Annotated in this window: 13 protein-coding genes; 10 read left to right on the top strand and 3 right to left on the bottom strand. The window is 64.5% G+C overall.

Annotated features, from left to right (window positions below):
• The first annotated feature begins 31 nt into the window (after window positions 1–31).
• Window positions 32–709: a glutathione S-transferase family protein gene (locus N2603_RS24145; protein ID WP_260384119.1), complete on the top strand. Its 678-nt coding sequence runs from the start codon at window positions 32–34 to the stop codon at window positions 707–709.
• 8 nt (window positions 710–717) lie between these two features.
• Entirely contained in the window at window positions 718–1,041 is a 324-nt protein-coding gene (locus N2603_RS24140) for a DMT family transporter (protein ID WP_260384118.1), read from the top strand.
• Window positions 1,042–1,156: 115 nt separating this feature from the next.
• Here the strand turns inward: N2603_RS24140 and N2603_RS24135 are convergent, their stop codons facing one another.
• Complete coding sequence (locus tag N2603_RS24135) at window positions 1,157–1,804, bottom strand: alpha/beta hydrolase (protein WP_018641706.1); 648 nt, start codon at window positions 1,802–1,804, stop codon at window positions 1,157–1,159.
• A 340-nt stretch (window positions 1,805–2,144) separates the two neighbouring features.
• Between N2603_RS24135 and N2603_RS24130 the strand changes: the two genes are divergently transcribed.
• The 8 genes from N2603_RS24130 (at window position 2,145) to N2603_RS24095 (ending at window position 9,738) form a co-directional block, all read left to right on the top strand.
• Window positions 2,145–3,284, top strand: coding sequence for a cysteine desulfurase family protein (locus N2603_RS24130; RefSeq protein ID WP_260384117.1), 1,140 nt, complete (start codon window positions 2,145–2,147; stop codon window positions 3,282–3,284).
• Between the two features lie 113 nt (window positions 3,285–3,397).
• Window positions 3,398–4,894, top strand: coding sequence for a Fe-S cluster assembly protein SufB (gene sufB, locus N2603_RS24125; protein ID WP_260384116.1), 1,497 nt, complete (start codon window positions 3,398–3,400; stop codon window positions 4,892–4,894).
• 61 nt (window positions 4,895–4,955) lie between these two features.
• Complete coding sequence (sufC, locus tag N2603_RS24120; RefSeq protein WP_018641709.1) at window positions 4,956–5,708, top strand: Fe-S cluster assembly ATPase SufC; 753 nt, start codon at window positions 4,956–4,958, stop codon at window positions 5,706–5,708.
• 11 nt (window positions 5,709–5,719) lie between these two features.
• Window positions 5,720–7,042, top strand: coding sequence for a Fe-S cluster assembly protein SufD (sufD, locus tag N2603_RS24115; protein WP_260384115.1), 1,323 nt, complete (start codon window positions 5,720–5,722; stop codon window positions 7,040–7,042).
• Entirely contained in the window at window positions 7,039–8,286 is a 1,248-nt protein-coding gene (locus tag N2603_RS24110) for a cysteine desulfurase (protein WP_260384114.1), read from the top strand. The genes sufD and N2603_RS24110 overlap by 4 nt, the downstream gene beginning before the upstream one ends.
• On the top strand, window positions 8,283–8,654 hold the full coding sequence (locus N2603_RS24105; RefSeq protein WP_018641712.1) for an SUF system Fe-S cluster assembly protein: 372 nt from the start codon (window positions 8,283–8,285) through the stop codon (window positions 8,652–8,654). Before N2603_RS24110 ends, N2603_RS24105 begins: the two co-directional genes overlap by 4 nt.
• A 49-nt stretch (window positions 8,655–8,703) precedes the next feature.
• Complete coding sequence (locus tag N2603_RS24100) at window positions 8,704–9,102, top strand: HesB/IscA family protein (RefSeq protein ID WP_026311794.1); 399 nt, start codon at window positions 8,704–8,706, stop codon at window positions 9,100–9,102.
• Window positions 9,103–9,303: 201 nt separating this feature from the next.
• Window positions 9,304–9,738, top strand: coding sequence for a TfoX/Sxy family protein (locus N2603_RS24095; RefSeq protein ID WP_260384113.1), 435 nt, complete (start codon window positions 9,304–9,306; stop codon window positions 9,736–9,738).
• Window positions 9,739–9,871: 133 nt separating this feature from the next.
• On the opposite strand, the gene N2603_RS24090 is transcribed toward N2603_RS24095, so the two are convergent.
• On the bottom strand, window positions 9,872–10,939 hold the full coding sequence (locus N2603_RS24090) for a GGDEF domain-containing protein (protein WP_260384112.1): 1,068 nt from the start codon (window positions 10,937–10,939) through the stop codon (window positions 9,872–9,874).
• A gap of 163 nt (window positions 10,940–11,102) precedes the next feature.
• The gene (locus tag N2603_RS24085) at window positions 11,103–12,620 is read right to left on the bottom strand and encodes a DEAD/DEAH box helicase (RefSeq protein WP_260384111.1); all 1,518 of its coding nucleotides are present in this window, start codon (window positions 12,618–12,620) and stop codon (window positions 11,103–11,105) included.
• Window positions 12,621–12,753: the final 133 nt, after the last annotated feature.

Here is a 12,753-nt window from a genome sequence, read left to right as displayed (position 1 = left end):
CAGTTGCATCTAACCGCCGGGATCGTTGCCAATGACCGCTTCACTGAAACTGATCAGCCACAAGCTTTGTCCCTACGTCCAGCGTGCCGTGATCGCGCTGAAAGAGAAGGGTGTACCGTTCGAGCGGATCGACATCGATCTCGCCAATAAGCCCGACTGGTTCTTGAAGCTCTCGCCGCTCGGCAAGGTGCCGGTGCTGGTGGTGACGACGGAGAAGGGCGAGGTCGCGCTGTTCGAGAGCAACGTGATCTGCGAGTACATCGAGGAGACGCAAGCAGGCCTCAAGCTGCATCCGGCGGATGCCCTGAAGCGGGCCGAGCACCGCGCCTGGATGGAGTTTGGCTCGGCGATCCTCGGCGATGTCTGGGGCCTGGAGACGACGACGGATCCGGCGACGTTCGACAGCAAGCGCCAGGCGCTTGCAGCGAAATTCGCCCGTGTCGAAGCGGCGCTCGGTGCAGGGCCCTATTTTGCAGGCGAGACGTTCAGCCTCGTCGATGCGGTGTTCGCGCCGATCTTCCGCTATTTCGACCTGTTCGACGAGCTGACCGAGCACGGCATTTTCCGCGATGTGCCGAAGGTCCGGGCATGGCGGACAGAACTCGCCAAACGTCCGAGCGTGCGCACCGCAGTCGGGGCGGACTATCCGCAATTGCTGCGCGCCTTCCTCGTTCGCCACGACGCGCATCTGCTCAAGCTCGCGGCCTGAGCGCGCCGATGTCGTCCTCTGTGGCCTGGCTGATGCTGGTGGTCGCCGGCGCGCTCGATGTCGGCTGGGCGATCTCGATGAAGTACGCGGAAGGCTACACGCGCGTGGGCTGGACCATCGTCTCGCTGGCGCTGCTCGTCGCCTTCGTCTTCCTGCTCGGGCGGACGCTGAAGGTGCTCGAGGTCGGTGTAGCCTATTCGGTGTGGACCGGCATTGGCGCTGCCGGCACTTTCGTCATGGGCGTCGTGCTGTTCGGCGAGAGTTTGAGCGCGATGAAGCTTGCGGGCATCGCGCTCGTCTTGATGGGGATCGTCGCGCTGAAGCTGGCTTGAGCGGCGTGCCTAGCTTCGTAGCCCGGATGGAGCGAAGCGTAATCCGGGGTCTTGCCACAAGCGGCAGGTGTCCCGGATTTCGCTTCGCTCCATCCGGGCTACAAAGCTGCGGACGTTACCGCACGTTCGCCAGGCGCATGTCGAGATACGCCGTGATGGTTTCCATCAGCGGCTCGAGCTTGGCGTCGAAGAAGTGGTTGGCGCCGGGGATGATCTGCTGGTCGATCACGATGCCCTTCTGCGTCTTCAGCTTCTCGACCAGGGTGTTGACGTCCTTCGGCGGCACCACCGCGTCCTTCTCGCCATGCACGATCAGGCCCGAGGACGGGCAGGGCGCAAGGAACGAGAAGTCGTAGAGATTGGCCGGCGGCGCGATCGAGATGAAGCCTTCGACCTCGGGGCGGCGCATCAGGAGCTGCATACCGATCCAGGCGCCGAAGGAGAAGCCGGCGACCCAGCAGGCGCGCGCTTCGGGATTGATGGTCTGCGCCCAGTCGAGCGCCGCCGCCGCATCGGACAATTCGCCGGTGCCGTGGTCGAACGAGCCCTGGCTGCGGCCGACGCCGCGGAAATTGAAGCGCAGCACCGAGAAGCCGCGATGTGCGAAGGCGTAGTAGCACTGGTACACGATCTGATGGTTCATCGTGCCGTGAAACTGCGGATGCGGATGCAGGATCATCGCGATCGGCGCGTTCTTCTGCTTGGCCGGGTGATAGCGGCCTTCGAGGCGGCCAGCGGGGCCGGCGAAAATGACTTCAGGCATCGATGATCTCTTGATTGATGTGCTGGAACGAGGATCCTCGGCAATCAACCGATTGTGGCTTCATCGGCGGATGCCGACGAAAGCGCGAATGAAGGGTGAGAAGGCGTGCGCCTCGCGGTGATGCGCAAACGGCGCACGGTGACTTGACGGCCGCGTTCTAGCATGGGCGCAGGGGCAAAAAGCAAGCATCTTGAACATCGGCCAATAGGCTCAAGGCGTTAGCGTGTCATGGGCGCGTCACCGGGACAGGCAGGTTCGGAATCAGGTTGCCAAGGGCGCGGCCGCGGCCCATGTCGGGCGGGAGGCGAGCCTCTGTGAAAGCAAGGTAATATATTACTCTATGCCGACCCGTGTGTATCTCGACTGGAACGCGACGACGCCGCTTCGCCCCGAGGCGCGCGCCGCGATGCTCGCGGCCTGGGAGCTGATTGGCAATCCCTCCTCGGTCCATGCCGAGGGACGCGAGGCGCGGCGGCTGGTCGAGGACGCCCGTGCCGCGCTCGCCGCTGCAGTCGGTGGGTTGCCGCGCAATGTCGTCTTCACCTCCGCTGGGACCGAGGCCAACGCGCTGGCGCTGTCGCCTGGACTGCGGGGACCGGCCGGCGGTCCCGTGGAGCGGCTGCTGGTCTCGGCGGTGGAGCACGCCTCGGTGCTGTCAGGCGGTCGGTTCCCGGCGGACAAGATCGGCCATGTCGGGGTGACGCGCGCCGGCGTGGTCGATCTCGACCGTCTGAAGTCGCAGCTGATGGACGGACCGCCTGCGCTGGTCTCGATCATGGCGGCCAACAACGAGACGGGCGCGCTCCAGCCGGTCGCGGAGGCGGCGCAGATCGTTCATGAGGCCTGCGGCCTCCTGCACGTCGATGCGATCCAGGCGCTTGGCAAAATGCCTTTTAATATTAACGTGATAGGCGCGGACCTTGCGACCTTTTCTGCGCACAAGATCGGCGGCCCCAAGGGCGTCGGCGCGCTGGTCGTGGCGGAGGGGATTGCCGGGCTTGAGCCCGTACTCCGGGGCGGCGGGCAGGAGCTGAACCGGCGGGCCGGAACCGAGAACGTTGCCGGCATCGCCGGCTTCGGCGCCGCTGTGGAGGCCGCGCTTCAGGCTCTGCCGGAGGATGCGGAGCGCATGGCAACCCTCAGAGACCGCTTGGAAAATGGCATCGGAGCGATCGCCGGGGCGACCGTCTACTCGAAGGACGTGGCGAGGTTACCCAATACCACTTTGTTCACGGCGCGCGGCCTCAAGGCCGAGACCGCGGTGATCGGCTTTGACCTCGAAGGGGTCGCAGTGTCCTCCGGTTCAGCGTGTTCCTCCGGCAAGGTCCAGCCGTCCCATGTGCTGTCGGCCATGGGGTACGACCCCACGGTGGCGCAGGGAGCAGTGCGCCTCAGTCTGGGCTGGTCCACGGAACCTGAGGACATCAATAGGGCGTTAGAGGCTTGGCGAAAGCTCGGTAATACCCTACTTAGAGGCTAAGCGACGAAACACGGCTCGAACGGTTCTAAGCCCGTGCTTTCTGCCAAAAAACATCGTAATACTCGTCCGAGTTTGATCCACCGCGGTCCTTGAAACCGCGAGCGGAGGATGGAATGCCAGCCGTACAAGAGACGGTCGAGCGCGTGAAGCGCATCGACGTCGACCAATATCGTTATGGGTTTGAGACCCTGATCGACTCCGAGAAGGCCCCCAAGGGGCTGTCGGAAGAGATCGTAAAGTTCATCTCACAGAAGAAGAACGAACCCGCCTGGATGCTCCAGTGGCGGCTCGAGGCGTATCGGCGTTGGCTGACCATGACCGAGCCGACCTGGGCCCGCGTCGACTATCCCAAGATCGACTTCCAGGATCTCTATTACTACGCGGCGCCGAAGCCGAAGAAGTCGGTCTCCTCGCTCGACGAGATCGATCCCGAGATTCTGAAGACCTACGAGAAGCTCGGCATCCCCTTGCGGGAAGTCGCCATGCTCGAAGGCGTCGAGCCGAAGGTGGGCGAGGAAGATCCGGCGCGCCGCAAGATCGCGGTCGATGCCGTGTTCGATTCGGTCTCGGTTGCGACCACGTTCAAGGCCGAGCTGAAGAAGGCCGGCGTGATCTTCATGCCGATCTCTGAGGCGATTCGCGAGCACCCTGAGCTCGTGCAGAAGTACCTCGGCTCGGTGGTTCCGACCTCGGACAATTTCTATGCGACGCTGAACTCGGCAGTGTTCTCCGACGGCTCGTTCGTCTACGTGCCGCCGGGCGTGCGCTGCCCGATGGAGCTGTCGACCTATTTCCGCATCAACGAGCGCAACACCGGCCAGTTCGAGCGCACGTTGATCATCGCGGACAAGGGCTCCTACGTCTCCTATCTCGAGGGCTGCACCGCGCCGCAGCGCGACGAGAACCAGCTGCACGCCGCCGTGGTCGAGCTCGTTGCGCTCGACGATGCCGAGATCAAGTACTCGACGGTGCAGAACTGGTATCCCGGCAATTCGGAAGGCAAGGGCGGCATCTACAATTTCGTCACCAAGCGTGGCGATTGCCGCGGCGCCAACTCCAAGATCTCCTGGACCCAGGTCGAGACCGGTTCGGCGATCACCTGGAAATATCCGAGCTGCATCCTGCGCGGCGACAACTCGCGTGGCGAGTTCTACTCGATCGCGATCTCGAACGGCTTCCAGCAGGTCGACTCGGGCACCAAGATGATCCATCTCGGCAAGAACACGTCGAGCCGCATCATCTCCAAGGGCATCGCCGCCGGAAAGTCGCAGAACACCTATCGCGGCCTCGTGACCGCGCACCGGAAAGCGACCGGCGCGCGCAACTTCACCGCCTGCGACTCGCTGCTGATCGGCGACAAATGCGGCGCGCACACCGTGCCGTATATCGAGGCCAAGAACTCCTCGGCGACGTTCGAGCACGAAGCGACGACCTCGAAGATCTCCGAGGACGTGCTGTTCTACTGCATCCAGCGCGGCCTTTCGCAGGAAGAGGCCGTCGGCCTTGTCGTCAACGGCTTCGTCAAGGACGTGCTGCAGCAGCTGCCGATGGAATTCGCGGTGGAAGCGCAGAAGCTGATCTCGATTTCGCTCGAAGGGTCGGTCGGCTGATCGCTGACCCCGGCGGCGCGCTCCGGCGCTCCAACATCAATTGAATAGACTGGATACCAAGATGGCTTTGCTTGAAGTGAAAGACCTGAAGGTTCGTGTCGAGGAGCGTGAGATCCTCCACGGGCTGACGCTGACCGTGAACGAGGGCGAGGTGCACGCGATCATGGGGCCGAACGGCTCCGGCAAATCGACGCTCTCGCACGTCATCGCCGGCAAGCCCGGCTACGAGGTCACCGACGGACAGATCCTGTTCAAGGGCGAGGATCTCCTCGAGATGGATCCGGACGAGCGCGCCGCCAAGGGCGTGTTCCTGGCGTTCCAGTATCCGGTCGAGATTCCCGGGGTCGCCACCATGACGTTTCTGCGCACCGCGCTGAACGCGCAGCGCAAGGCGCGCGGCGAGAGCGAATATTCGACCCCGGACTTCCTGAAGAAGGTGCGCGAGGTCTCGAAGTCGCTGAACATCCCGCAGGACATGCTCAAGCGTGGCGTGAACGTCGGCTTCTCCGGCGGCGAGAAGAAGCGCAACGAGGTGCTGCAGATGGCGCTGTTCGAGCCGAGCCTGTGCATCCTCGACGAGATGGATTCCGGCCTCGACATCGACGCGCTGCGCATTGCGGCCGACGGTGTCAACGCGCTGCGCTCGCCGGGGCGTGCGATGGTCGTCATCACCCACTATCAGCGGCTGCTGAACTACATCGTGCCCGATTTCGTGCACGTGATGTCGAAGGGCCGCGTCGTGAAGAGCGGCGGCAAGGATCTGGCGCTGGAGCTGGAAGCGTCCGGCTACGCCCAGTTCGAGGATGCCGCGTAAGGAATTTTGCGATGAACGTTGCTGTGGCAAAGACCGGGAACGGCCGCGCGGTGAGCGATCTCTTCGCCAGCGCCGAAGGCCGCCTGCCGGGTTCGCCGTCCGTGATCGCAGTGCGCCGCGAGGCGTTCGAGACCTATGAGCGTCTCGGCCTGCCGCATCGCCGGATCGAGGAATGGAAATACACCGATCTGCGCGCGCTGGTCGGCGAGGTGCTGCCGCTGGCGGCCAGCCCTGATGCAGCCGCGTTGAAGCGTGCCGCGGAGGCCGTGAAGGCCCATGCGATCGCGGGCGCCCGCAAGCTGGTGCTGGTCGACGGCGTGTTCGCGGCCGATCTGTCCGACCTGAAGGCGCTTGCCGCCGAGGTCAGCGTCGAGACGCTGCGCGAGGTTCTCACGAACGAGGCCAATCCCGCCGCCGGCGATCTCCTCCAGACTGCGTCGACCGATGCGGTCATCTCGCTCAATGCGGCCATGGCGACGGACGGCGTCGTGGTCTCGGTGGCTGACGGCACCCATTTGTCCGCGCCGATCCAGGTCATTCATGTCGCGACCGCGGCTGGTGCGTCCGCGTTCACCCGCTCGCATCTGCGGATTGGCACAGGCGTGCGCGCCACTGTCGTAGAGAGCTTCGTCGCAGCCGGAAAGGCCGGCGGCTATCAGGTCAACGATGCGGTGATCCTCTGGGTCGGCGACGACGCCGATATCGCGCATATCCGCCTGATGGACGATGCGCCCGATGCGGTGAACGTCACCTCTCAGTTCGTGACTGTCGGCGCGAACACAAAGCTCAATTTCTTCAACATGACGACCGGCGCGGCGGTCAGCCGCCTGCAGGGCTTCATTACGTTCTCGGGCGAGGGCAGCGAGCTCTCGGCCAATGGTGTGAACCTGCTGCAGAAGACCGAGCATGGCGACACCACGCTGGTGGTCGACCATGCCGTGCCGAACTGCGTCAGCCGCGAGGTCTTCCGCGCCGTGATCGACGATCGCGCCCACTCGGTGTTCCAGGGCCGCATCATCGTGCGTCCCGACGCGCAGAAGACCGACGGCAAGATGATGACCCGCGCGCTGCTGCTCTCGGACGAGGCCGAGGCCGACAACAAGCCCGAGCTGGAAATCTTTGCCGACGACGTCTCCTGCGGCCACGGCGCCACCGCCGGCGCGCTCGATGACAGCCTCTTGTTCTATCTGAAGGCGCGCGGCCTGCCGGAGAAGCAGGCCCAGGCGCTGCTGATCCAGGCCTTCGTCGGTGAAGCCATCGAGCAGATCGCCGATGACGGTTTGCGCGAGCACGTGATCGGCATTGCCGAGCGCTGGCTGGAGCGGCGGTCATGAGCACGCATCCGGCGGTCAAGAACGGCGCCTATGACGTGGCGCGTGTGCGCCAGGATTTTCCGGCGCTCGCGATGCAGGTCTACGGCAAGAAGCTGGTCTATCTCGACAACGCAGCCTCCGCGCAGAAGCCGCAGTCTGTGCTCGACCGCATGACGCAGGCCTATACGAGCGAATACGCCAACGTGCATCGCGGCCTGCATTACCTCGCCAATGCCGCAACGGAAGCCTATGAGGGCGGCCGCGCCAAGGTCGCGCAGTTCATCAATGCTGCGCGCACCGAGGAAGTTATTTTTACCCGCAACGCGACTGAGGCGATCAATCTGGTCGCCTCGTCCTGGGGCGGTCCGAACATCGGTGACGGCGACGAGATCGTCATCTCGATCATGGAGCACCACTCCAACATCGTGCCGTGGCATTTCTTGCGGGAACGCCAGGGCGCCGTGATCAAATGGGCCCCGGTCGACGACGAGGGCAATTTCCTCATCGACGAGTTCGAGAAGCTGCTGACGTCGAAGACCAAGCTGGTCGCGATCACGCAGATGTCGAACGCACTCGGCACCATCGTGCCGGTCAAGGACGTCGTGAAGATTGCCCATGCCCGCGGCATTCCCGTGCTGGTCGACGGCAGCCAGGGCGCCGTGCATATTCCGGTCGACGTCCAGGACATCGGCTGCGACTTCTACGTCTTCACCGGCCACAAGGTCTACGGTCCGACCGGCATCGGTGTGCTCTGGGCCAAGTACGATCACCTCGTCGCAATGCGTCCCTTCAACGGCGGCGGCGAGATGATCCGTGAAGTGTCGCGCGATGTGGTCACCTATGGCGACCCCCCGCACAAGTTCGAGGCGGGCACGCCCGCGATCGTCGAGGCCGTCGGCCTCGGCGCGGCCATCGACTACGTCAATTCGATCGGCAAGGAGCGCATCGCCGCGCACGAGCACGACCTCGTCACCTACGCCCAGGATCGCTTGCGCGAGATCAACTCGCTGCGTCTGATCGGCACGGCGCGCGGCAAGGGCCCGGTGATCTCGTTCGAGCTCAAGGGTGCCCACGCCCACGACGTCGCAACCGTGATCGACCGCCAGGGCATCGCGGTGCGCGCCGGCACCCATTGCGTCATGCCGCTTTTAGAGCGGTTCAACGTCACGGCCACATGCCGGGCTTCGTTCGGCATGTATAATACGCGGGAAGAAGTCGATCATCTGGCACAGGCGCTGCTGAAGGCGCGGGATTTGTTCGCATGAGTGACACGGCCGAAATCAAAGCCAATCCGATGGAGACCCATTCGGCTCTGCCGCCGGAGGAGACCGAGCGGCTGACCCGCGAGATCATTGCCGGGCTCAAGACCGTGTTCGACCCGGAAATCCCCGCCGACATCTACGAGCTTGGCCTGATCTACAAGGTCGAGATCAAGGACGACCGCTCCGTGGACGTGCAGATGACGCTGACGACGCCGAACTGTCCGGCCGCCGGCGAGCTGCCGACCATGGTCGAGAACGCAGTCGCCAGCGTCCCCGGTGTCGGCGTGGTCGACGTCAAGGTCGTCTGGGAGCCGCCGTGGTCGCCCGAGCGCATGAGCGACGAGGCCCGCCTCGTGCTCAACATGTGGTGACGGTCTCAACGCGCATTGAATTCGTTCTGCAACGGACCACATAAATAACATGACACAGGCAACACCAGCATCCTCACCAAAACCCCGGCGGCCGCGCCCGCAGGTGATGCGGCTGACGGATGCCGCGGCCCAGCGCATCACCGAGCTGACCCAGCGCGCCGATTCCGAGATCGTGGGCCTGCGCGTCGGCGTGAAGAACGGCGGCTGCGCCGGTCAGTCCTACACCGTCGAATACGCCCACGAGATCCGCCCGACCGACGAGGTCGTCGAGGACAAGGGTGTCAAGATCCTGGTCGATCCCAAGGCCGTGCTGTTCCTGCTCGGCACCGAGATGGACTACAAGGCCGACAAGATGCAGGCCCAGTTCGTCTTCAACAACCCCAACCAGGTCTCCGCCTGCGGCTGCGGCGAGTCGGTCGAGCTGCGGCCGGCGAAGATCGACGGGTAAGTCCGGCTCTCGCGTTTTACCCAGCCGTCGTTCTGGCCTAGTGCGCAATTGCGCACGGGAGCCAGGACCCATACCGCGTGATCTCTCGATGACGGGCGGTGTTAGTACCACGCTTTCTTGGCCGCCAGTCTTCGCTAAACTCCTCCCTGTGGTTATGGGTCCCCGCGTTCGCGGGGACGACGCTGGGGAGAGAGTTGGGCCATGGACCGCGAATTCCTGATCGACCTGTTCGCCGATGTCGGCCCCGTCACCATCCGAAAGATGTTCTCCGGCTACGGCATCTCCGCCGACGGCACCAATTTCGCGCTGTCGCTGCGCGCCGGCCTGTTCTTCCGCGCCGACGAGGTGACCATCCCGGATTTTGAAGCGGAAGGCTCGAAGCCGTTTCAGTACGCGACCCGTGCCAAGACCGTGGTGGTCAACTCCTACTGGGAGCTGCCCGCGCGCCTGTTCGACGATTCCACCGAGCTTGCCCAATGGGCGAGGGCGGCGCTCGCCGCCGCCCAGCGCGCCAAGGTGAAGAAGCGGCCGAAGGGGAAGAAGGCGGCGAGCAAGTCTGCGAAAAAGGCGGCGCCGAAGAAGGCTGCAGCCAAGAAGCGTTCGCCCAAGAAAGCAGCCAAGAGAACGGTGCGGTAGGGTGGGCAAAGCGACCCGTCCGCCGTACCTCGAACAGCGAAGGCGGAAGCGTGCCCACCATTCCTTGCGCCGGCCCTGCTGGTGGGCACGGCGCTGCGCGCCTTTGCCCACCCTACGGCAGTTGCTGAAAGCCTCACGCCACCCGGCTGTGGCTCTCGATCGCGAATTCAGGATCGGCTTCGCAGATCACGCGGTTGCGGCCGTTGCGCTTGGCGGCGTAGAGGCAGGCGTCTGCACGCTCGATCAGCGCGTCGGTGTCGTCGCCCTGCTTGAGCATGGAGACCCCGACGGAGATGGTGACGCGTCCGAGGATCTCGCCGGTCGATTTCTTCTTCAATTCCTTCGCCATCACCGCGCGGCGGATGTGATCGGCGACGGTGAGGGCCTGGCGCAGCGCGGTGTTGGGCAGCACCACCGCGAATTCCTCGCCGCCGTAACGGGCGGTGATGTCCTGGCCCTTGATGGTCTGCTTCAGCGACAGGCCGACGAGCCGCAGCACCTGGTCGCCGGTGAGATGGCCGTAGGAATCATTGAACGACTTGAAGTGATCGATGTCGAACAGCAGCAGCGAGAGCGGTTCGCCCGAGGCGAGCGCACTCTGCACCGCCGTGCCGATCATGCGGTCGAAATATTTGCGGTTGCCGAGGCCCGTGAGCGGGTCGGTCAGGCTTTCGGCGCGGATCGCCTCGAGGCTCTGCTGGAGATTGCTGATCTCGTTCTTCGACAGCGTCAGCCGGTCTTCGAGCGCCTTGTTGGTCTCGCGCATCTCGCTGGTCGAACGTATCAGCGTCTCGACGATCGCCTTGATCTGCTCGCGGCTCTTGGCCGACGACAGCTTCTCGGATGCGCCCGACAGGCTGGCATCGTAGGAGCCGGTCATGCCGAGCGCATCGCTGAGCACCCGCATCACGTCGTCGATCTCGCCGATGACGCGCGCGCCGACCTTGTCGATGCGATCGGTGGTCTTGATGTGGGAGAGGTAGGTTTCGTAGATCTGCTCGAGATCGGCTTCGGTCAGCTTGCCGTGGCGCGCCAGCGTCTCGTTGACGATCTTGTTGAGCGGCGCGTTGTAGCCGGTGGCATAGACGTACCAGATCTCATAATTGCGGGGGATTGCGGTCTGGCGAAGCGAGCGGATCTGGCCGAGTGCCACTTCGGCGAACGCCATCGTGCGTTCGTGTTCGTCGAGAACCTTGACCACGGAACATACCCCACAGCGGTCGGTGCGCCATCGACCGCAGCAATACTTAAATTATGTTCGTAGGCTAACGGACGATTGTGAACGCCCCGTAAATATACGTTCACGAATGCGTCTGAAAAATTGTGCGGAAGTCTGTCTCAACCAGCCGGAAGCGCGTCGCGCTTCAGGCGCCAGCGGGGGAGCGAACGGGCCGCAACAGGAACGCCGGCAGGTGCGAATGATCGCCCGGCTCGGTGTCGACCTCGCGTTGGCGGCGCGGCTCGGGACGGCCGATCGACGGCACATGCGAATTGTTGGCCTGCGCCCGCGCACCATGACGCGGCTCGGATGATGGCCTGGCTTCGCGCGGAGGCCTTGCCTCGCGTGCAGGCCTCGCCTCGGCGGCGGGCCGTGCTTCGGCTGAGTGCCTTGCCTCGCCACGCGCTTCGCGCGGCTCGTGGCTGCGCTCACGATCGCGGCCGCCGCGTTGCGGCTTGCCGCGTCCGCCGCGCGAACGCTCGCGGCCGCGCTGCTCGCGCGGACGCTCGGTCGCATCGCCGGCTTCTGCGTGCACTTCGTAATCGCCTTCGGCGCGCGGAATGCTCTGGCCGATCAGCTTCTCGATCGCCACCATCGATTTCTGGTCGAGCGGCGTCACGATCGAGATCGCGGTGCCGGTGCGGCCGGCGCGGCCGGTGCGGCCGATGCGGTGGACATAGTCGTCGGCGTGGTGGGGAACGTCGAAATTGAAGACGTGGCTGACCTCGGGAATGTCGAGGCCGCGGGCGGCGACGTCGGAGGCGACGAGGAGCGGCAGCTCGCCCTTGCGGAACTGGTCGAGCGCGGCCATGCGGGCCGGCTGGTCCATGTCGCCATGCAGCGCGCCGACGCTGAAGCCGTGCTTCTGGAGCGATTTGTGAACGATCGCGACCTCACGCTTGCGATTGCAGAAGATGATCGCGTTCTTGAGATCCTTCGCCTCGCGCAGCAGACGGCGAAGCAATTCCCGCTTCTCATGCGCTTCGCGTCCGGCGGGCACCTGGGCCTGGGTCACGGTCACGGCGGTGGTGGCGGGGCGGGAGACTTCGACCTTCTGCGGATTGTGCAGGAAGGCTTCGGTGATGCGCCGGATTTCCGGCGGCATGGTCGCGGTGAAGAACAGGGTCTGCCGGGTGAAGGGGACGAGCTTGCAGATGCGCTCGATGTCGGGGATGAAGCCCATGTCCAGCATGCGGTCGGCTTCGTCGATGACGAGCAGCTCGACGCCGGTGAGCAGGAGACCGCCGCGCTCGGTGTGGTCGAGCAGGCGGCCTGGGGTTGCGATCAGCACGTCGACGCCGCGCATCAGCTTGGCATCCTGGTCGCCGAAGGAGACGCCGCCGATCAGGAGGGCGACGTTGAGCTTCTGGCCGGCGCCGTAGCGGTCGAAGTTTTCCTTCACCTGCGCCGCGAGCTCGCGGGTCGGCTCCAGGATCAGCGTGCGCGGCATCCGCGCCCGGGCGCGGCCCTTCTCGAGGATGGTGAGCATCGGCAGCACGAAGGCCGCGGTCTTGCCGGTGCCGGTCTGGGCGATGCCGAGCACGTCCTTGCGCGCGAGGACGTGGGGGATCGCCTGTTCCTGAATGGGGGTGGGGTTGGTGTAACCGGTGGCCGCCACTGCGGCGAGGACTTTTTCGGACAGTCCGAGATCTGAAAAGGACATTGAGCCTCTGGTCGAAACCGCCGTTCGGAATCGAGGGTAATAAGGCTGGTCGCGTTCCACCCCGAAACGGCGCGCTCTCAAAGAAGCTGGGGGTGCTGACTCACGCGAACAAAGCGCAAGGCCCAGGAATCGC

Origin of the sequence: Bradyrhizobium huanghuaihaiense (assembly GCF_025200885.1) — a bacterium.
In the GTDB taxonomy this organism is placed as follows: domain Bacteria; phylum Pseudomonadota; class Alphaproteobacteria; order Rhizobiales; family Xanthobacteraceae; genus Bradyrhizobium; species Bradyrhizobium huanghuaihaiense.
Note: the sequence above shows the minus strand (reverse complement) of the source record. Positions and strands in the feature narration are given on the sequence as shown.